Origin of the sequence: Streptomyces sp. NBC_00859 (genome assembly GCF_045161865.1) — a bacterium.
In the GTDB taxonomy this organism is placed as follows: Bacteria; Actinomycetota; Actinomycetes; order Streptomycetales; family Streptomycetaceae; genus Streptomyces.
In genome coordinates this window covers 4,085,137-4,104,930 of the sequence record NZ_CP108826.1, presented here as the reverse complement: position 1 = coordinate 4,104,930, position 19,794 = coordinate 4,085,137, and the positions used below count along the sequence as shown (strand labels likewise).

At 70.8% G+C, this 19,794-nt stretch carries 16 protein-coding genes and 1 tRNA gene; 13 read left to right on the top strand and 4 right to left on the bottom strand.

Annotated elements, in window-relative coordinates:
* The first annotated feature begins 46 nt into the window (after positions 1-46).
* Positions 47-1,426 (top strand): site-specific integrase, encoded by a 1,380-nt coding sequence (locus OG584_RS17580; RefSeq protein ID WP_331731231.1) that lies wholly within the window; start codon positions 47-49, stop codon positions 1,424-1,426.
* Between the two features lie 146 nt (positions 1,427-1,572).
* Here the strand turns inward: OG584_RS17580 and OG584_RS17575 are convergent.
* Positions 1,573-1,657 (bottom strand) — tRNA-Ser (locus tag OG584_RS17575).
* A gap of 42 nt (positions 1,658-1,699) precedes the next feature.
* Entirely contained in the window at positions 1,700-3,124 is a 1,425-nt protein-coding gene (locus tag OG584_RS17570; protein ID WP_405778974.1) for a S1C family serine protease, read from the bottom strand.
* A 265-nt stretch (positions 3,125-3,389) separates the two neighbouring features.
* On the opposite strand from OG584_RS17570, the gene OG584_RS17565 reads away from it, so the two are divergent.
* The 3 genes from OG584_RS17565 to OG584_RS17555 all read left to right on the top strand — a co-directional run bounded on the left by OG584_RS17565 (position 3,390) and on the right by OG584_RS17555 (position 6,008).
* Positions 3,390-4,196 carry a glycerophosphodiester phosphodiesterase gene (locus OG584_RS17565; RefSeq protein WP_405778973.1) on the top strand — a complete coding sequence of 269 codons (807 nt, stop codon included), beginning with the start codon at positions 3,390-3,392 and terminating at the stop codon, positions 4,194-4,196.
* Between the two features lie 100 nt (positions 4,197-4,296).
* Entirely contained in the window at positions 4,297-4,923 is a 627-nt protein-coding gene (locus OG584_RS17560) for an ATP-binding protein (protein ID WP_405778972.1), read from the top strand.
* Positions 4,924-5,027: 104 nt separating this feature from the next.
* Positions 5,028-6,008: a DUF5926 family protein gene (locus OG584_RS17555; RefSeq protein ID WP_405778970.1), complete on the top strand. Its 981-nt coding sequence runs from the start codon at positions 5,028-5,030 to the stop codon at positions 6,006-6,008.
* Positions 6,009-6,425: 417 nt separating this feature from the next.
* On the opposite strand, the gene OG584_RS17550 is transcribed toward OG584_RS17555, so the two are convergent.
* Positions 6,426-7,160, bottom strand: coding sequence for a bifunctional DNA primase/polymerase (locus OG584_RS17550; RefSeq protein WP_405778968.1), 735 nt, complete (start codon positions 7,158-7,160; stop codon positions 6,426-6,428).
* Positions 7,161-7,663: 503 nt separating this feature from the next.
* Between OG584_RS17550 and OG584_RS17545 the strand changes: the two genes are divergently transcribed.
* Both OG584_RS17545 and OG584_RS17540 read left to right on the top strand, forming a co-directional pair.
* Positions 7,664-9,241, top strand: coding sequence for a PP2C family protein-serine/threonine phosphatase (locus tag OG584_RS17545; protein ID WP_405784125.1), 1,578 nt, complete (start codon positions 7,664-7,666; stop codon positions 9,239-9,241).
* Positions 9,242-9,351: 110 nt separating this feature from the next.
* Positions 9,352-10,833 (top strand): aminopeptidase P family protein, encoded by a 1,482-nt coding sequence (locus OG584_RS17540; RefSeq protein ID WP_405778966.1) that lies wholly within the window; start codon positions 9,352-9,354, stop codon positions 10,831-10,833.
* 220 nt (positions 10,834-11,053) lie between these two features.
* Here OG584_RS17540 and OG584_RS17535 read toward each other — a convergent pair whose 3' ends face one another.
* The gene (locus OG584_RS17535; protein ID WP_405778965.1) at positions 11,054-11,533 is read right to left on the bottom strand and encodes an ATP-binding protein; all 480 of its coding nucleotides are present in this window, start codon (positions 11,531-11,533) and stop codon (positions 11,054-11,056) included.
* A 273-nt stretch (positions 11,534-11,806) separates the two neighbouring features.
* On the opposite strand from OG584_RS17535, the gene OG584_RS17530 reads away from it, so the two are divergent.
* From OG584_RS17530 to pheA, 7 genes are all read left to right on the top strand, one after another.
* On the top strand, positions 11,807-12,643 hold the full coding sequence (locus OG584_RS17530) for a hypothetical protein (protein ID WP_405778964.1): 837 nt from the start codon (positions 11,807-11,809) through the stop codon (positions 12,641-12,643).
* Between the two features lie 106 nt (positions 12,644-12,749).
* Positions 12,750-13,544: a YcnI family protein gene (locus OG584_RS17525; protein ID WP_405778962.1), complete on the top strand. Its 795-nt coding sequence runs from the start codon at positions 12,750-12,752 to the stop codon at positions 13,542-13,544.
* Between the two features lie 37 nt (positions 13,545-13,581).
* Positions 13,582-14,274: an SCO family protein gene (locus OG584_RS17520; protein ID WP_405778960.1), complete on the top strand. Its 693-nt coding sequence runs from the start codon at positions 13,582-13,584 to the stop codon at positions 14,272-14,274.
* On the top strand, positions 14,271-14,810 hold the full coding sequence (locus tag OG584_RS17515) for a copper chaperone PCu(A)C (protein ID WP_405778958.1): 540 nt from the start codon (positions 14,271-14,273) through the stop codon (positions 14,808-14,810). The genes OG584_RS17520 and OG584_RS17515 overlap by 4 nt, the downstream gene beginning before the upstream one ends.
* Positions 14,811-14,822: 12 nt before the next feature.
* Positions 14,823-16,988, top strand: coding sequence for a copper resistance protein CopC (locus OG584_RS17510; RefSeq protein ID WP_405778957.1), 2,166 nt, complete (start codon positions 14,823-14,825; stop codon positions 16,986-16,988).
* A gap of 5 nt (positions 16,989-16,993) precedes the next feature.
* Positions 16,994-18,277, top strand: coding sequence for an iron uptake transporter deferrochelatase/peroxidase subunit (gene efeB / locus OG584_RS17505; protein ID WP_405778955.1), 1,284 nt, complete (start codon positions 16,994-16,996; stop codon positions 18,275-18,277).
* A gap of 381 nt (positions 18,278-18,658) precedes the next feature.
* On the top strand, positions 18,659-19,594 hold the full coding sequence (pheA, locus tag OG584_RS17500) for a prephenate dehydratase (RefSeq protein WP_405778953.1): 936 nt from the start codon (positions 18,659-18,661) through the stop codon (positions 19,592-19,594).
* Positions 19,595-19,794: the final 200 nt, after the last annotated feature.

The following is a 19,794-nucleotide window of genomic DNA, read 5'->3' as shown; positions in this document are numbered from 1 at the left end:
GAAGGGGCCCGCCATAACGCGGGCCCCTTCGGCATGAAGGAGAGACATGCAGAGTTATGACGTGCGGGTATGGAGCATCCGGCGCCGCGAGAGCAAGAGCGCCCCCTATCAGGTCCGCTGGACCGTAGACGGCAAGGTCTTCCCCGAGCCCTTCCTGACCAAGACTCTTGCCGAAGCTCGCCGATCGAAATTGATGACGGCCGCCAGAAGTGGCGAAGCGTTCGACACCGAGACCGGGCTCCCGGTCTCCGAACTTCGCCAGCTCAACCGCACATCCTGGTACACGCACGCTCGGGATCACGTCGCCATGAAGTGGCCCCATGCCGCCGCGAAGCACCGCGCCAGCATTGCTGAGAGCCTGACCATCGCGACCCTGTCGCTCCTCCCGACGGGCAGGGGCCGACCGGAGACAGAGCTGTTGCGGCGGACCCTCTATCAGTGGGCCTTCAACGCTGGTCGGCATGACGCAACACCGCCGGAAGCCGAAGCTCGGACGCTGGCGTGGATCGAGAAGAACGCTCCCGCGGTCGTAGATCTCGACAGTGCCAAGAAGATGCGCCCGGTCCTTGATGAGCTGGCGAAAAGGCAGGACGGGAAAGCCGCTGCGCCGAACACTGTGAGGCGCCGGCGGGCCGTCCTGAACAACTGTCTGCGGCTCGCCGTGGAGAAGGAGCTGCTGCCAAGTAACCCGCTAAGCCGGGTCCACTGGGAACTTCCGAAAGCCGTGGAGGAACTGGACGAGCGCAGTGTTGCCACCCCTGCCCAGGCGGCTGGGCTGCTCCAAGCGGTACGTAGCCAAGGTCAACGCGGTGAGCACCTGACAGCGTTCTTTGGGTGCATGTACTACGCCGCCATGCGGCCGGAAGAAGTCTCCGTTCTCAGTGCCGACCACTGCACCCTTCCTGAGAGCGGATGGGGGCGGCTAGATCTGTCCGGGGCCCGTCCGCAGGTGGGTTCCGGGTGGACCGACGACGGGATGCCGTACGAGGAGAGAGGGCTCAAGCACCGGGCGCGAAAGACCGTACGCCGCGTCCCGATCCCACCCGTTCTCGTACAGATCCTACGAAAGCACATCGACCAGTTCGGCACTGGCGACGACGGCCGTCTGTTCCGCGCCGTTCGCGGCGGTCCTGTCCGTTCGCAGGAGTACGGAGTCGTGTGGAAGGAGGCAAGGCGCCTGGCTCTTACACCAGCTCAGGTCACGTCACCGCTCGCTCGCATCCCTTACGACCTGCGCCATGCCTGTGTGTCTTTCTGGCTTCGCTCCGGGGTGAGTCTCGCTGAGACCGCTCGTCGGGCAGGGCAGAGCATCGCCGTACTTCAGCGGTACTACGCGAAGGTTCTGGACGGGGAGGAGGAGCGGATGAACGAGTTGATCGACCAGGGCTTTGCCGACCAGGCGAGGGACGAGCGGCCGGCGCCCTGACCCTGCCGGATCTTGGCCACAGGTTGGCCGTACGCCCTGGTCAACACTGGGATGCCAGTGAGACGGGGTGAGACAGGCCGCACGCAGAAGGGGTGCCCTCCAATGGAGGACACCCCTTCTGACCTGCTATTGCGCTGACCTGCAAGCGGTGGGTGTGGGATTTGAACCCACGGTGACTCTCGCCACGACGGTTTTCAAGACCGTTCCCTTAGGCCGCTCGGGCAACCCACCCCGCATCACCCCGCCGGGGTGATGCGGGAACAGACTAGCGCGTCAGCTGTCGCCCTTGCGCTGGCCCAGGGTGACCTCGACCGTGTGCTCCTTGCCGCCCCGCTTGTAGGTCAGCTGGACCTTGTCACCCGGCTGGTGCGTCCAGATCGTGCCGATCAGGGTCGGGCCGCTGTCGATCGCCGTGCCGTCGAGCTTGGTGATCACGTCGCCGGACTTGAGACCGGCCTTGGCTGCCGGGCCGTTGGCCGTGACCGCGTCCGTGCCGCTCGCACCCTGGTCCGCGATCTTCGCGCCGTCGCCCTGCTCCTCCATGGCGACCGTGGCGCCGATCACGGGGTAGACCGGCTGACCGGTCTTGATCAGCTGCTGGGCGACGTTCTTCGCCTGGCTGATCGGGATGGCGAAGCCCAGACCGATCGAGCCCGCCTGGGAATCTCCGCCGCCGAGGCTGCCGCTGCTCGCCGACTGGATGGCCGAGTTGATGCCGATGACCGCCCCGCGGTCGTCGAGCAGCGGGCCGCCGGAGTTGCCGGGGTTGATCGAGGCGTCGGTCTGCAGGGCGTTCATGTACGAGGCCTTGCTGCCCGAGCCGTCACCCGAGGCGACCGGCCGGTTCTTGGCGCTGATGATGCCGGTCGTCACCGTGTTGGACAGACCGAAGGGCGCGCCGATCGCGATGGTCGAGTCCCCGACGGCCACCTGGTCGGAATTGCCCAGCGCGAGCGGTGTGAGCCCGGACGGAGCGTTCTTGAGCTTGACGACGGCCACGTCGTAGCCCTGGGCCCGGCCCACGACCTCGGCGTCGTACTTCTTGCCGTTGGAGAACGTCGCCGTCAGGGTGCCGCCGCCGGCCGCCTCAGCCACCACGTGATTGTTGGTGAGGATGTGGCCCTGGGTGTCGTAGATGAAGCCGGTGCCTGTGCCGCCGTCGCCGTTGCCGCTCTTCGCCTCGATGGTCACCACGCTCGGCAGGGCCTTGGCCGCGATGCCCGCCACCGTGTTCGGCGAGCGCTTGACCTCCTGCCCCTTGCCCGGTGCGGACACCGTCGTCGAGCCCGTCGCGTTGTCGCTGTGCTCGGCGGCGAAGTACCCGATACCGCCACCGATACCGCCCGCGACCAGCGCTGCCACGATCACCGCCGCGATCAGGCCGCCCGCGCGCTTCTTCGGTGCCGCGGGGGGAGCCGGTACGGGCGCACCCCAGACCGGGCCGCCGCCGTCTCCGTATCCGCCGTTGCCGCCGCCTCCGTACGCGGGAACCGACGGCGGGGGCGGGGGCCATCCGGCGTCCGCGGCCCTGGCGGGCTCGTGCGGGCCGGCGGACACCGGCCCGGGGAGCTGCGCGGTGGCTTCGGTGGCGGAAGCGGGCGTGCCCTCAGGAGCGGCGACCGGCACGGGAGGTGCGGACGGGGCGGGTCGTGCGGTCTCGGCCGCTGTGCCCTCGGTACCCTCGTTCTCGGTGCTCACAGCTCTTTCTCCTCGGTTCCACGTCGTCTCGGTCAGAGTCCCGCTGTGCAAGTGTCTGCGGACAGCTTTTCCCACAGCACGTCGGGGCACTGTAAGCGGGAGCTGTGCATCCTCTTCGGGGTCTTCTGCTTCGGGGTCTTCCTCAGGGTCTTCTCCCCGCCCGGTTCTCCCGCATCCTTTATTTCGGATGAGAAGCATGCACCTTCACACACCTGCCCGTGCTCCCCTGCGTTCGCCTACCCCGTCACGGTGACACCATGACGCGGTGACCCACGTACGACAGCACAGCATCCAGGTCGTCGCTCACCGGGGGGCTTCCGAGGATGCCCCGGAGCACACACTCGCCGCGTACACGCGTGCCATCGAGGACGGGGCCGACGCCCTCGAATGCGATGTCCGCCTCACCGCCGACGGCCATCTCGTCTGTGTGCACGACCGCCGGGTGAACCGCACGTCCGACGGCCGTGGCGCGGTCTCCGCGCTGGAGCTGTCCGATCTCGCCGCCCTCGACTTCGGGTCCTGGCGGGACTGGAAGGACCCGGCGGAGTCGCCGGACTGGGACCGGGAGAGTACGTCCGTGCTCACCCTGGACCGGCTCCTGGAGCTCGTCGCCGACTCGGGCCGCCGGGTGGAGCTGGCCATCGAGACCAAGCACCCCACCCGGTGGGCCGGACAGGTGGAGGAGAGGCTGCTCGCGTCCCTGGCCCGGTTCGGCCTGGACTCCCCGTCGAAGGGCGACGCGTCGCCCGTGCGGATCATGAGCTTTTCCGCGCGTTCGCTGCACCGGATCGCTGCGGCCGCACCCGCCATCCCCACCGTCTATCTCCTGCAGTTCCTGACGCCGCGGCTGCGCGACGGGCGGCTGCCCGCCGGTGCCGGGATCGCCGGGCCCGGCATGCGGATCCTGCGCAGCCACCCCGGCTACGTCGAACGGTTGCACCGGGCCGGGCACCAGGTGCACGTGTGGACCGTGAACGAGCCCGAGGATGTGGCCCTCTGCACGGAGCTCGGCGTGGACGCAATCATCACCAACCGGCCGAAACAGGTCCTTTCCCAACTGGGGCGTCTTTAGTCCTGATAAGTAACTGATGCCTCTTCAGTCGCTTTTAATCAGGATTAATAAGGTCACAGGGAGTGCACCGGCGCGTTCGGTCCGTATTCGAGCACGTCGAGTGCGTCACCGGGCCCCCTTTGGCCGGTTTCCGGTCCAGTTCACCGGGGCATCCACTCGGTGGCGTGGGGCAAAGGAGGTCTCGGGGGTGGCGTTGGTGGTGGCACAAGAAGTGCCCGCGTCGTCGAGCATGGCCGTACCCCATGGCCCTGCGGGCGTGGGTGAAGCGAGGCACCGGATGCGCGATCAGCTGCGCAGGACCGGAGTGTCGGACTCGGTCGTCGACGACGCCGTACTGATCCTTTCCGAACTGCTCAGCAACGCCTGCCGGCACGGCAGGCCGCTGGGCCGGGCGGAGATCGGCGACGGTGATGTCCGCGCTGCTTGGCGCGTGGACAAAGCAGGCAGGCTGACCGTGGAGGTGACGGACGGGGGCGGTCCGACCCGACCGGTTCCAGCCACCCCGTCGGTCACCGCGCGGGGCGGGCGCGGGCTCAACATCATCAGCGCGCTGGCCCAGGAGTGGGGCGTGCGGGACGACGCGTCGGGCGAAGTGACCGTCTGGGTGCTCGTCACCGGTGGACGTCGTGAGGACTTCGCCGCCGACGGGACCGTCGGCGGGCCGGACTTCCCCGTTCCTGTCGTCTCCGACTTCTCCGTCTCGGACGTCTTCGACGAAGTCGACTGATACCCCGGCGGCGTTCCGGTCCTGTGAGCCCCCACGCGATCGGCCGTACATCCCATAGGCTCGCGCCACACACAGGTCCAGCGCAGTCGGGAGAGAGCCGCACCATGGCGAAGAAGCGTCCTCAGACGAAGGCCCCTCACGGAACCAACGGGGCCCGCTCCGCAGGCGCCGAGCACGTCCCCGTGGTCGGGGCCCGTGAGCCCTGTCCCTGCGGCTCCGGCCGCCGCTACAAGGCCTGCCACGGCCGGGCCGCGGCCCACGCCGTGGCCGAGCTGGTGCAGCGCCCCTTCGAGGGCCTGCCCGGTGAGGGCGACTGGGTCGCACTGCGCGAACTGGTGCCCGCGGCGACCGTGGAACTGACCCTGAAGGGCGGGCTGCCCGACGGCGTGCCCTCCGTGACGCTCGCGACCGTGCTGCCGATGGCCTGGCCCGCGCTGCGGCGCGACGACGGTTCGGTGCTGCTCGGCCTGCAGAACGACACTCCGACCGGCGACCTCAGCCGGGATCTGGCCGACACCCTGGAGCGGGCGCTTGCCGCCGAGCCCGGTACGCCGGTGGCCGGCCGGCAGACCGCCCCCGACGGGCCCCGGCTGCAGGACCTGTTGGAGCCGGGCGCCCCCTTCGAGCCGGCCGTGCATCCCGGGTTCGAGTTCTGGGTGCCCGACTCGGAGAACGCCACCCCGGAGGTCTCCGCCTCGCTGGAGCGCGCGAACGAGGCAGCCATCCCCACCGTGAGGCTGGCGTCGGTGGACTCCGCGTACTGGTGCGAGACGCCCGAGAAGAACCATCTGCGCTGGGTCATGCTCCACCCCGAGGAGCAGCTCCTGGACGCCCTGGCCCGGCTGCACGCCGCGGGCACTTCCTCCCTCGGTGTCGGCACCCGGCTCGTGGGGTCCTTCCGGGCGCACGGGCTGACGGTCCCGGTGTGGGACCTGCCGACCGCGATGAACGCCGAGGAGTGCGAGAAGCCCGCCGCGGAGTTCGCGGAGCGGCTCGCCGCGGCTCTCGCCTCCGACTCCCCGCTCACCCCGGAGGAGCGGCGGGCCCGCGGAGGCCTCACCAACCGCCAGGTGACGCTCAGCTGAGAGTGACGACGCGGGCGCGACAGCAGGTGACTCCCGTCACAACTGACCGTACGCGCAGGTAAGTCGCTGTCCGAATACATGAGATCGAATTTGCGAACCGCCGATCTCTTGTTACCGTTCTAGTAGCCCGGTCGTTGGTGCATCCCCCGTCGCCAACGGCCGGGCCCTTGTATGCCCGGGTTGTCAATGCCCGCCGAGGAGCGCGGAGTTGCTTCCGCAGCGCGGCGGCGACGCTCCGGCCCGGCGGTCTCCGCCCGCCCGGTAAAGCCCGCCGCTCCGTGCGCCGTACGCGCCCCGTACGCCGGTGCGCACGGGACACGGCGCCCGTCCGGCAGCCCGGACCGCACTACGCACCATCACGGCTCGGACGTCCCGCACCCTCACCGTCCGTGTACGCGTACAGGCGCTCAACAGCCCTCAGTACGCGAGCTTGCTGCCGCCGCCCGGAGCACCGGTACTGGCCTCGACCAGCGCGTCCAGTACCCCTTCGACCTCCGGCAGCCAGGGCGCCGCCGGGCCGCGGCCCCCGGCGGGGCCTCCCGTGGCCGGCCGGGCCCGCGAGGCGGAACCAGCGGTGTCCGCCGCAGGAGCCCGCTCCCACCAGACGGGGCCCTTGCCTGTCTCGGACGGCGGCAGCACCAGATATCCGCCGTCGCCGTGGAACCGCAGTGAGCTGGGCACCCAGTCCTTGGCGTGCAGCAGTTCGCCGAGCCGCTCCAGTGAGTACGGAGCGACCAGCAGCGACCAGCGCGTGGGCGTCGCCACGACCGGTCCGAGCCGCATGCCCATCCGGTCGAGTGCCACCAGGGCGCGTGCGCCGGCGACGGCGGGAAGGCTGAGCGCGCACGGCGCACGGCCTCCCGTGGCCAGGACCACCGGTGCGTCGGGACGGCCGGCCCACCACCAGCGCACCATGCGCTCGTCGGTGGTCGCCGTGAGGAGTCCCGGGTCGAAGGGGTGCGCGCCGGGTACGACGCACTCGGGGTCGGGGCAGCCGCAGCTGCGCTCCCGGCCGGCGGAGGCGGAGTGCCCCACACCGGGAACGACGGGCCACTGCCAGCCGGTTGCGCAGGTCAGCGCCGCATCGAGCTGGGCGTGCCTCCCGCTGCGCCGGAACCGGAGTCCGCGTCGCCTTCCGAGGATCTCGCGCATGAGCGCTCGTTCCTTTCCGTTGAACGCCGAGGTCCACACCGCGCCATGGATACGCCGCGTCACTGTACGTACACGAACTCTTCGCCTGCGGTGTGGATGACCGGCAGGACGGTGCCTGGTCCGAGTTCATTGCTCAAGCATGGCCACGGGTGGCGCTTGCGTGGCGCGTACTTGTCCCGTGCTGTCTGTGCTGTGCGCTGTGCCGCTGAATCGCCGTACCGCTGAACCACTGAATCGCTGTGCCACTGGGCGAACCCCGCCATTCGGGGCTGGGGCGTGACCCACAGCGGTATAGACGCGCAGGCCTGCCGCCAGGTTCCGGGGCCGGATCAACTGCCCCTGGCCATCACCGGTTACGTACCCACCGCAATCGATGTGACGCTCTGCCGAACGACTTCAGTCGACATCAAATAGCCGCACGGGGGGGCATTTTCCAGCCAAGTTGGTTATCTACTGGATGGAGACAGAACGCTCCCGTGGACACCAGGAATCCCAAGGGGGCAATGCTGGACATCTCCGCGCTTCTGCGTGTACATGTGGATCCACTGGTAGCTACGCAGAATGACACAGGGGTTTGCGATGCTATTGAGCGAAACGCACCAGTCAGAAAGCCGGCTGCCATGAGCGCACCTCACCTGCCGAAAGTGGCTGGAATCGACTCCACAGTTCCGGCCACCGCGCACACTGCCGCATCCATCCCCGCCCCCGCACCGGCCGCCGCGCCCTGCGCCCTGATCCAGGACCGGCTGGCCGGCTGGGTCTTCGACCTCACCACGCTGCACGAACTCACCGAGCGGCTGGCCGCCACCAGCACCCTGGACGACGCCCTCCAGGAGTTCCTGCGCGCGGGTGCCTCCCTGCTCGGTGCCCGCCGCGGCCTGGTCGTACTGGAACCCGCGAGCACCCCCGCGGTCGGCGGCACGGCCTACGGCCCCTGCCCCGCCCGCACCGCCGGACTCGGCCTCACCCACGCCGAACTCGGCCACATCGAAACAATCCCCCGCGCCGCCACCGCGTACGGACGCATTCTCGACAGCAGCGATACGAACGCGCCCCCCGGCGCACACTCCCGCGCGGGGAGCGGCACGGACAGCGCTTCCGGACCCGCCGGCGGCATCGCGACCCCTGACATCCTCGGCGACCAGCACCTCGACCCGCGTCATCGCGAGGTCGCCACCCGCGTCGGCTACGCGGCCAGCTACGCCCTCCCGCTGGCGACCGCGACAGCCGGCCGGCTCGGCGCGGCCGTCTGGCTCTACGACGAACCGGCCGAACCCGCGGAACGCCACCGCCGTCTCACCGGTCTCTACGCGCGGTACGCGAGCGAGCACCTGGCCCGGCTGGTCGAACTGACCCGGGCCCGCGCACAGGTGGCCGCCGTCACCGATGAGCTGCTGCCCCGCCGGCTGCCGCGGGTGCCCGGTGTCCGGCTCGCCGCCTGCCACCGGACCGGACCGCTCGGCGGCGGCGACTGGTACGACGCACTGGCACTGCCCGACGGCGCCCTCGGCCTCACCGTCGGCTCCGTCACCGGCTCGGGCCCCGCCGTGACCGCGGCGATGGGACGGCTGCGGGCCGCTCTGCGGGCGTACGCCGTCATGGAGGGCGAGGATCCCGTCGCGGTCCTCTCCGACCTCGAACTCCTGCTGCGGCTCACCGAGCCCGCCCGTTCGGCGACCGCACTCTTCGCCCACTACGAACCGGCGCGACGCAAGATCGTGCTGGCCGGCGCGGGCCACACCCCGCCGCTGATCATCGGCGACCGGCGCACGGAGTTCGTCGAGACCTCGCTGTCGGCGCCGCTGGGGATGCTCGCCTGCTGGGAAGCACCGAGCGTGGAGTTCTCACCGGCACCTGGAGAGACGGTTCTGCTCTGCACCGACGGGCTGCTGAACCGGACCGGGGACTCCACTGACCGGGCGTTCGCCCGGCTCCACTCGGCGGCGGCGAACCTCCCCCGGGCGCTGCGCGAGGACCCCGCGGCCATTGCCGACCACGTCCTGCGCACGATGCTGCCCGATGGCCTCGACCAGCAGGAATGCACCGATGACGTGGTGATTCTGGCGGCCCGTTTCGACTGAGGGCCGGCCGTGCTCCACACAGTTCCGGTAAGAGGCCTTTCGGCACTGGGCCCCCTTCCGTACACCCGTACGATGGATGGGGCCCAGTGTCGTATCAAGGAGACAGAAACGTGTCTGAGGAGCTCACCCCGGAGAACCCGGCGACCCCGGAATCCCGGGAGACCCCGGCGGCGGAGACCGTCAAGCCCCGGAAGAACGGCCTCTACCCGGCCGTGTCCGACGAGCTCGCCGCGAACATGAAGTCCGGCTGGGCCGACACCGAGCTGCGCGGCCTGGAGCCGATCGCTCAGGCCGGACACACCGCGGCCCGCCGCGCCGCGCTCTCGGCGCGCTTTCCCGGCGAGCGCCTGGTGGTCCCGGCAGGCCATCTCAAGACCCGCTCCAACGACACCGAATACGCCTTCCGTGCCGCCAGCGAGTACGCCTACCTCACCGGTGACCAGACGCAGGACGGCGTCCTGGTCCTCGAACCGGCCGACGGCGGACACACCGCGACGATCTATCTGCTGCCCCGCTCCGACCGTGAGAACGGCGAGTTCTGGCTGAGCGGCCAGGGCGAGCTGTGGGTCGGCCGCAGGCACTCGCTCGCCGAGGCCGAGCAGCTGCTCGGGATCCCGGCGAAGGACGTCCGCGAGCTGCCCGGCGCGCTCACCGAGGCGACCGGGCCCGTCCGCAACGTCCGGGGCTACGACGCGGGCATCGAATCCGCGCTGACCGACAAGGTCACTGCCGAGCGCGACGAGGAACTGCGGGTGTACCTCTCCGAGGCGCGCGCGGTGAAGGACGCGTTCGAGATCGGCGAGCTGCAGAAGGCCGTCGACGCGACGGTGCACGGCTTCGAGGACGTCGTGAGGATCCTCGACAAGGCCGAGGCCACCTCCGAGCGCTACATCGAGGGCACCTTCTTCCTGCGCGCCCGCGTCGAGGGCAACGACATCGGCTACGGCTCGATCTGCGCGGCGGGCCCGCACGCGACCACCCTCCACTGGGTGCGCAACGACGGTGATGTCCGCTCCGGAGAACTGCTGCTGCTCGACGCCGGTGTGGAGACGCACTCCCTCTACACCGCCGACGTGACCCGCACGCTCCCCATCGACGGCACCTTCAACGCGCTGCAGCGCAAGATCTACGACGCGGTGTACGAGTCCCAGGAAGCCGGCATCGCGGCCGTCAAGCCCGGCGCCGCCTACCGCGACTTCCACGACGCGTCCCAGCGCGTGCTCGCCGAGAAGCTCGTCGAGTGGGGCATTGTCGACGGCCCGGTGGAGCGGGTGCTCGAACTGGGTCTGCAGCGCCGCTGGACCCTGCACGGGACCGGCCACATGCTCGGCCTCGACGTCCACGACTGCGCGGCCGCCCGCACCGAGGCGTACGTCAACGGCACGCTGGAGCCCGGCATGTGCCTCACGGTCGAGCCCGGTCTGTACTTCCAGGCGGACGACCTGACGGTGCCCGAGGAGTACCGCGGCATCGGTGTCCGGATCGAGGACGACATCCTCGTCACCGAGGACGGCAACCGGAACCTGTCCGCCGCGCTGCCGCGCCGGGCGGACGAGGTCGAGGCATGGATGGCCTCGGTCAAGCAGGGCTGACCCTCCCCGGGCCGAGAGGGCCCCGGTGGGGCCGGCCGCACTCCGGCCGGCCCCACCGGTGCGCCCGCGCACCGGCCCCACCGGTGCGCCCGCGCAGGGAGGCCCGCGCAGGAAGGCCCGCACACCAAGTCCTGCGCGCGGAGGCATGCTCGGAGCAGCCCGGTCCCGCGGGACGACACCGTCACCCGGGACAAGCAGGGCGGCAGGCGGGCCCCGCGTGTCACGAGGCCCTGAGCAGCGCGTCCTCCCGCCACTTCAGGGCCTTGTCGAAGCTCACCATCGCGCCCCGTCCCGGCCTGTTGCGGAAGTCGGCGTGGTCGGAGAGCTCCTCGATCAGCCCCAGGCCCCGGCCGCTCTCGGCCCAGGTCCCGGTCGGCGCTGCGGGATGCGTCAGAACGTTCTGCGGCGCGGTGCGGCGCTTCTGCCGTGCGGGGAAACCCGGCCCGGAGTCGGTGACCTCGATCCGGCACCTCTCGCCGTCGAGGAACGCCGTCACCCGGTACACCTGGGAAGCGGCGCCCGGCCCTCCGGTTCCTCCGTGCTCCACTGCGTTCGCACAGGCCTCGCTGAGTGCGAGCGACAGATCGAAGGAGATGTCGGGGTCCACCCCCGCGGTCTCCATGGCACTGAGCAGAAGACGACGGGCGAGCGGAACGCTCGCGGCTTCGCGCCGCAAATGGAGTGACCACCAGATGCTCATGCTCCAGCCTCCTGGCTGCGGCTCGACATAGGTGTACGTATTGCCGCAGCGCGGGGGTCGTAAGCACGCAGTTGACGTGATACCGCTCATTCGGCGGACGCGCGTACCCCGTGCGCCGGTGTAACGCGGGCCTGCCACAGGCGGTTCGCCGCGCGCCCCGGCCCCGCGCCGCCCGTTCGGCCGGACCCCCGGCGGGGGCCGCACCGGGACGGATGGTGACCTTCCGGACCTGCCGTACACCAGCTGCCGGCCCAGTGCGATGATGACCCGGCCATGCTTACCTCTGCCGTACGTGCCGGAGCCGGTCCACGGCTCCTGAGGACCGCGGTCTTCACCGCGGTCTGCGTCGTGCTGGCCGGGGTGGGGCACGCGCTGGCCTCCGGTACCGCAGTCCCGTGGTGGCCGCTGGCCCTCGGGTTCGCCGGACTCTTCGCGGTGGCCGCGCCCTTCGCCGGGCGTGAGCGCTCCCTGCCGGGCATCGCAGCGGCGCTGACCGCGGGCCAGCTCGCGCTGCACACCGTATTCGGGCTCGGCCAGCACGGCTCCATGGTGATGGGTTCCATGGGCGCAAGCGCCGGAGCCGGAGCGGCAGGCGGGGGAGGGCAGCCCGCGGCCGACCCCTCAGCCCTGGTCCTGCTCGCTGGAAAGCTGGTCTGCGGAGCCGGAGCCGCACCGCTGAACGCCGCCCGTGCACACAGCATCGTCGCCGCGGCGGGCATCGACCCCGCGGCGAACGCCGCCCGGCCCGTACCGCACCACATGGCGGAGGCCGCGACCTCGTCGTGCGCCTTCATGCTGCCGACCCTTCCGATGGCGCTCTGCCATCTGCTGGCCGGCCTGGCGACGGGCTGGCTGCTGCGGCGCGGTGAGATCGCCCTGTTCCGGCTGAGCCGGCAGTCGCACGGTGTCGCCGAGGGCGCACTCGTACGGAATCTGCGCGCGGCTCTCGCGCTGGTACGCGCCCTGCGCGCCGGGCTTCCGGGTGCGCCGGCCCAGGGACCGCGCGCCGGGTACGCGCCGCTGCCCGCTCCGCTGTGGACGGCGGGCGAAGCACTCCAGCACACGGTGATCAGGCGTGGTCCGCCCGAGATGTACGCGTTCGCAGCCTGACGCGGCACCTCCCCACGCGAGAAGCGACGGGAGCGGTGCCGTGCTGTCCGCGCGCACCGGCGCGCGGGCTGCCACCCGTCCTCTCGCACCGTGGAGTGTGTTCCCCATGAGCATCAACCCGCTGAAGACCACCCTGCTGGGCAACACCCGTCCGGGCACCGGCCGCCCGGGGCTCACCCGCCGTATCGCCGTGGTCGGTGGCGTCGCCGCCACCTCTGTCCTGCTGGTCTCGGGCACCGCCTTCGCACACGTCACCGTCCAGCCGCAGGGCGAGGCGGCCAAGGGCGGCTACGCGACCATCGCGTTCAAGGTCCCCAACGAGCGTGACAGCGAGTCGACCACCAAGGTCGAGGTCAACTTCCCGGCCGACCACCCGCTGGCCTCGGTGATGCCGGAGCCCGTGCCCGGCTGGAAGGTCCACGTCACCACCTCGAAGCTGGCCAAGCCGCTGACCATCGAAGGCAAGAAGATCAACGAGGCCGTCTCGAAGGTCACCTGGACCGGCGGGAAGATCGCGCCCGGACAGTTCGAGCAGTTCCCGCTCTCCGTCGGCCAGCTGCCCACGGACGCCGACCAGCTCACCTTCAAGGCTCTGCAGACGTACTCCAACAAGGAGGTCGTGCGCTGGATCGAGGAGCAGAAGCCCGGTGCCGACGAGCCCCAGAACCCGGCGCCCGTACTCAAGCTGACCCCGGCCGCCGACACCGCCGGCGCCACACCGGGCAGCGCGTCCGGCAAGACATCCGCACCGGGCGACAGCGGCACGCCCGCCAAGACTGCCACCGCCTCGTCTTCGGACGGCAGTGACAACACCGCCAGGATCCTCGCGGTCATCGGCATCATCATCGGCATCGCGGGCGTCGCCTTCGGTGTCCTCGCCGGCCGCCGCCGTACCGCCTGACGGCCCACACCACCCTCAGCACTTGGGACGTTCCTCCATGCACAGCACGACGCACAGCACGAAGCACCGCGTGTACAAGAAGTCGCTGACGGCCGCCGCCCTCGCGGTGGCGGCCGCCTTCTCACTCGCGGCCTGCGGCAGCGACGACGGCGGCAGTTCCGGCAAGAGCCCGGTGGCCGACGTCTCCGGTCAGACCAGGACACAGGCCGCGACGGTGCTCGACACCCCGTTCACCAAGCCGGACTTCGTCCTCACGGACACACACGGCAAGAAGTTCGACTTCCGCAAGGAGACCAAGGGCAAGCCGACGCTGATCTATTTCGGCTACACGCACTGCCCCGACATCTGCCCGCTGACCATGGGGAACATCGCCGTGGCCAAGAAGGCTCTGCCCAAATCCGAGCAGAGCAAGCTCCAGGTCGTCTTCGTCACCACCGACCCGGCTCGTGACACCCCGTCCGAACTGGGCAAGTGGCTGAAGGCGCAGGACCCGTCGTTCATCGGGCTCACCGGCGACTTCAAGAAGATCCAGGCGGGGGCCCGCCAGATCGGCATCGGCATCTCGCCGACCACCAAGCAGAAGGACGGCACGATCGTCTCGATGCACGGGGCGCAGGTCATCGCCTTCTCGCCGAAGACGGACAAGGGCTACCTCCTGTACGGCGAGGACACCACGGTCAAGGACTACACGAAGGACATGCCCAAGATCGTCAAGGGTGAGAACCCGTGAACCGGGGTGCGCGGGCGTCCTCCGTCTGCGCCATAGCCGCCACTGCGGCGCTGGCGCTGGCGGGCTGCTCATCGTCCGGGCCCGGTTCACCGTCGGGGTCGGGGTCGGGGTCGGGTAAGGGCTCGGGTACGGCGTCGGGCTCCGGCCCGGCGGCGGCTGGTGAGCCCGAGCTGAAGGTCACGGAATCCTTCATGCCCGAGCCGGTCGGGGGCAGCGGGATGGCCGCGGGGTTCGTGACCGTGACCAACCGCGGTGCCACCGCGGACCGGCTCACCTCCGTCACCAGCGGGCTCTCCGACGACATCACCATCCATACGACCAAGAACGAGCAGATGCTCGCGGTGAAGTCCCTCCCGGTCCCCGCCCATGGCGAACTGGACCTGGAGCGCGGCGGAAACCACCTCATGTTCATGCACCTCAAGAAGCAGCCCGAGCGCGGCCAGAAGGTCGCCGTGGAGCTGCACTTCGAGAAGGGCGGCGTGCTCAAGGCCGAACTTCCCGTCAAGGAGCCCACCTACAACCCGCAGCACAGTTGAGGAGCTGACACCATGACGGCGACCACCGCCCCACCACGCTCCGGCCTTCCGCTCGCACGGCTGCTGCTCGTCGCGGCGGCGCTCCTCGGCGCGCTGTTCGCCGCGGCCGCCCCCGCGTCCGCACACGCGGCCCTGCTCGGAAGCAACCCGAAAGCGGGGGCGGTGGTCGCGCAGACCCCTGCCGACGTCGCGCTCACCTTCTCCGAGCAGGTCGCCATGGACAACAAGTCCATCCGGGTCCTCGACCCGAAGGGCAAGCGCGCCGACACCGCCGCACTACGTAACCTCTCCAAGGGCGGCACCGTCACGTACGGTGTCGACCTGCGCCCCGGCCTCGCGAAGGGCACGTACACAGTCGCCTGGCAGGCCATCTCCGCCGACAGCCACCCCGTGTCGGGCGCCTTCACCTTCTCCATCGGCGCCCCGTCCAGGACCACGGTGTCCGCCACCGGTGAGAACGTCGGCGGCGGACTCGTCGGCGTCCTCTACGGCGCCGCTCGATACGCCGCCTACGCCGGGTTCATCGTGCTCGTCGGCGGCGCCGCCTTCGTCCTCGCCTGCTGGCAGCGCGGGGCGAACGAACGGCCGCTGCAGCGGCTCGTCGTACGCGGCTGGCTGACGCTGACCGCGTCCACCCTCGTTCTTCTGCTGCTCAGGGCCCCTTACACCGGGTCAGGACACCTCGCGGACGTCTTCGACCTGAGCGCGCTCAAGGGCGTCCTCCAGACCAAACCCGGCGCCGCACTCGTCTCCAGACTGCTGCTGCTGGGCGCCTCCGCACTCTTCATCTCCGTTCTCTTCGGGGCGTACGCCCGGCGCGCGACCTCCACCGACCCTGAAGCGGCGAAGGAGAGGAAGGACCTCACCTTCGGCCTCGCCGTCGGGGGCGCCGTCGTCGCCGCCGGGATAGCCGCCACCTGGGCGCTCACCGAACACGCGTCGGTGGGTCTGCAGCCGGGGATCGCGATGCCCGTCGACGTCGTGCACCTGCTGGCCGTGGCCACCTGGCTCGGCGGACTCGCCGCTCTGCTCGTCGCCCTGTTCCGCACTCCGGCCATCGAACGGGCCGCCGTACAGCGGTTCTCCCGGATCGCCTTCGTCGCCGTCTGCACCCTGGCGGCGACCGGCCTCTACCAGTCGTGGCGCCAGGTCGGGTCCTGGTCGGCGCTGTTCGGTACGGGGTACGGGCAGCTGCTCATGGTCAAGGTGGGGCTCGTCGCGGTGGTCGTCTGCATCGCGTTCTTCTCACGCCGCTGGACAGCCCGGCTCTCGGAGGCGGGTGCCGAGGGGGCGGGTGCCGAGCGGGCGGGTGCCGAGCGGGCGGGTGCCGAGCGGGCGGGTGTTACCGGGACATCTGACGGCGGGACGGCCACTGGTGGGACGGCCGCCACCGGCGCGGCTGACGACGGGACGGCCGCCACCAACGCTGCTGCCGACAGGACGGCCGCCACCAGCACGGCTGCCGATGGCGCTGTTGCAGCTCACAGCCCTGCCGCTGAGGCGTCAGTCACCGAGGCCATCGCTTCTGGGACCGTTGCTTCCGAGAGTGGTGACACAGGGGCCGCCGTCCCGCGGCAGCAGCCGGTCACCGCGTCCGCCGACCCTCGGCGCGCCGCGCAGCTCGCCCGGCAGCAGGCCGCCAGGGCAGTGGTGCGCGAGAAGCGGGTACGGGATGCGGACCCGCACCGCACCGGCCTCCGGAAGTCGGTGCTCGCCGAGACCGTGGTCGCGGTGGCACTGCTGGCGGTGACGACCGTACTGACGACCACCGAGCCGGGCAGGACCGAGGAGGAAGCCGGACGGACCACTTCGTCCTCCGCCGCCGCGGTGCCCTCGGGCCCGGTCAACATCACCCTCCCGTTCGACACGGGCGGCCCCAAGGGCAAGGGGACAGTGGCGCTCGAACTCACACCGGGCCGCAGCGGCAGCAACGAGATGCACCTCTTCGTGAACAACCCGGCGGGCAAGCCGTACGACGTTCCCGAGGTCAAGATCGCTCTCACCCTCAAGGCGAAGAAGATCGGGCCGCTGCCCGTCACCCCCGACCACCTGTTCACCGGACACTGGAGCGCGGACGGCGTCCAGATCCCGATGGCGGGCAACTGGGACGTCGCCGTGACCGTGCGGACCTCCGACATCGACGAGACCACCGTGAACAAAACCGTGAGGATCGGCTGACCGGCATGAACGACATCTCCAGGAGGCGGCTGCTCGGTACCGCGGGCGCTGTGGGCGCGGGCGGCCTCGTCGTGGGTGCCGCAGGTGGGGCCGCCGCACACGCCGCAACGGAGGCCGACCCGGCCACCGCGCTGACGACCGTCGGCTCGACCGAGGTGCCTTTCCACGCTGCGGCGAAGACCGGCGGGTCCGCGCGCCCCGCCCCCCAGTCGGGCATCACGACTCCCGCCCAGTCCACCGGGCACCTGATCGCCTTCGACCTCGCAGCAGGATCCGGCCGGACCCAGGCAGCCGCGTTGCTGCGGCGCTGGTCGGCGAGTGCCCAGCGGATGACGGCGGGCAGGCCGGTCGACGGCGACACCGGCATCGCACTCGACGCGGGGCCCGCGTCCCTGACCGTCACCATCGGCTTCGGACGGTCCTTCTTCGGCCGTACCGGGCTTTCCGCGCAGCGCCCCACCCAGCTCGATCCGCTGCCTGACTTCGCGTCCGACCACCTGGACGCCAAGCGCAGCAACGGCGATCTGTGGGTGCAGATCGGGGCGAACGACCCGCTCGTCGCCTTCCACGCTCTGCGCGCACTCCAGAACGACGCGGGTTCGGCAGCCCGGGTCCGCTGGCAGATGAGCGGCTTCAACCGCGCGCTCGGCGCGACCGCCGAGCCGATGACAACCCGCAATCTGATGGGCCAGATCGACGGGACGGGAAATCCGAAGCAGTCGGAGAGCGACTTCGACCGGCGCGTCTTCGTCCCCGCGGGCGGCGGCGACGGTGCCAGGGGTGCGGGCGCGCAGCCGGAGTGGATGGCGGGCGGCTCGTACGCCGTCGTACGCCGGATCAGGATGCTCCTCGACGACTGGGAAAAGCTCCCGCTCGGGAAGCAGGAGCAGGTCATCGGGCGGCGGAAGAAGGACGGCGCCCCGCTGACGGGAGGCACCGAGACGACAGCCATGGATCTGGACAAGGTCGGTCCGGACGGCAAGTTCGTCATCCCCGACAACGCCCATGCGCGGATCTCGGCCCCCGAACAGAACGGCGGCGCGGCGCTGCTGCGGCGCCCCTTCTCGTACCACGACGGGATCGGCCAGGACGGCACACCGGATGCCGGGCTGCTGTTCGTCTGCTGGCAGGCCGATCCGGTACGGGGCTTCGTACCGGTGCAGCGGAAGCTGGACCGCGGCGACGCGCTGTCCACCTTCATCCGGCATGAGGCGAGCGGGCTCTTCGCGGTCCCGGGGGCGGCCGGGCCCGGAGAGTACGTGGGCCAGCGCCTCCTCGAAGGCCACTGAGCGCGGCCACGGAAGCCACCGGCCGGCGGTCAACGGAAGCCACGGGGCACAGGCGACGAGCACCACTGGACCCGGCCGGCGAGAGCCACCGGGCGTCCGGCCACGAGGGCCACCGGGTACGGGCCACGGAGGCCGCTGGACGCGGGGCGAACGGCCGGACCCGGGCCCAGGGGCCGGGCGCCGTGCCGCGGGAGGCCGGACCAGGACCACGGAGGCCAGGTGCCGGGCTGCGACGGGGCGGGCTCCGTCCGGCGGGTGCGTGCCGGGTGCCGACCGTCGCGTGCCGGGTGCAGTCGAGTCGGGTGCCGGGTGCGGTCGATGCACTGGGCTTCCTGTCCGGACGCCCCGGGCCCGGGGCGTCCGGCCTATTAGGGTGACCGTATGTCAGCCACGCGCTTCACCTATCTGGGCCCCGAAGGCACGTTCACCGAGGCGGCTCTGCGTACGCTCCCCGAGGCCGCCACCCGCGAACTCGTCCCGATGGTCTCCGTACCGGCCGCGCTCGACGCGGTACGTACGGGGGAGGCCGCGGCGGCGCTCGTACCGATCGAGAACTCCGTCGAGGGCGGCGTCACCGCGACCCTCGACGAGCTGGCGGGCGGGGAACCGCTGATGATCTACCGCGAAGTGCTGCTTCCGATCGCCTTCGCGCTCCTGGTGCGGCCGGGCACGAAGCTGACCGACGTGAAGACGGTGACAGGACACCCCGTCGCCCAGCCCCAGGTACGGAACTGGCTGCGGGCCAACCTCCCCGAGGCGCTGTGGGAGTCCTCAGCGTCCAACGCGGACGGCGCCCGGCTCGTGCAGGAGGGGCGGTACGACGCGGCCTTCGCCGGCGAGTTCGCCGCCGCCACGTACGGGCTTGAACCGCTGATCACCGACATCCACGACGCCCAGAACGCCGAGACGCGCTTCGTCCTGCTGGGACGCCCCGCCCGGCCCGCCTCGCCCACCGGCGCCGACAAGACGTCCGTGGTCGTCCGGCAGCGGGACGACCGGCCCGGCGGGCTGCTGGAAATCCTCCAGGAGTTCGCGGTGCGGGGGGTGAACCTCATGCTGCTCCAGTCACGCCCGACAGGAGAGGGCATCGGCAACTACTGCTTCGCCATCGACGCGGAGGGGCACATCGCGGACCGCCGGGTGGGCGAGGCGCTCATGGGCCTCAAGCGGAGCTGCCCGGAGGTGCGGTTCCTCGGTTCGTACCCGCGGGCAGGAGTGACGCCGCAGGACGTGCAGCCGCTGCGGTCCGGTATGTCGGACACGGAGTTCGTGGCGGCCTCGGACTGGCTCGCCCGCTGCGGGGACGGCCGGGCCTGAGTAAGCGGGAGTGCCCGGGGATTCCCGGGAAGGGATACCCGGGGGCGGTACCCCGGTCGGCAACCAGGGGTGACACCCGGGGGCGGTACGGGGATGCGGCCCGCCATGCATCGGGCAGGCCCCGGCCGGGCCGTGGTCCTATCTCGACCACGGCCGCGCGCATGCATGCGATCGTCGTACGTCCAGGTTTCCGCACTTCG

Bases quoted from the DNA above. Each gene is read 5' to 3' on its own strand.
- OG584_RS17550 (WP_405778968.1), bottom strand. From the start codon at position 7,160: ATGCGCGAGATCCTCGGAAGGCGACGCGGACTCCGGTTCCGGCGCAGC.
- OG584_RS17520 (WP_405778960.1), top strand. From the start codon at position 13,582: ATGCACAGCACGACGCACAGCACGAAGCACCGCGTGTACAAGAAGTCG.
- OG584_RS17535 (WP_405778965.1), bottom strand. From the start codon at position 11,533: ATGAGCATCTGGTGGTCACTCCATTTGCGGCGCGAAGCCGCGAGCGTT.
- efeB (WP_405778955.1), top strand. From the start codon at position 16,994: ATGAACGACATCTCCAGGAGGCGGCTGCTCGGTACCGCGGGCGCTGTG.
- OG584_RS17545 (WP_405784125.1), top strand. From the start codon at position 7,664: ATGCTGGACATCTCCGCGCTTCTGCGTGTACATGTGGATCCACTGGTA.
- OG584_RS17510 (WP_405778957.1), top strand. From the start codon at position 14,823: ATGACGGCGACCACCGCCCCACCACGCTCCGGCCTTCCGCTCGCACGG.
- OG584_RS17555 (WP_405778970.1), top strand. From the start codon at position 5,028: ATGGCGAAGAAGCGTCCTCAGACGAAGGCCCCTCACGGAACCAACGGG.
- OG584_RS17530 (WP_405778964.1), top strand. From the start codon at position 11,807: ATGCTTACCTCTGCCGTACGTGCCGGAGCCGGTCCACGGCTCCTGAGG.
- OG584_RS17580 (WP_331731231.1), top strand. From the start codon at position 47: ATGCAGAGTTATGACGTGCGGGTATGGAGCATCCGGCGCCGCGAGAGC.
- OG584_RS17525 (WP_405778962.1), top strand. From the start codon at position 12,750: ATGAGCATCAACCCGCTGAAGACCACCCTGCTGGGCAACACCCGTCCG.
- pheA (WP_405778953.1), top strand. From the start codon at position 18,659: ATGTCAGCCACGCGCTTCACCTATCTGGGCCCCGAAGGCACGTTCACC.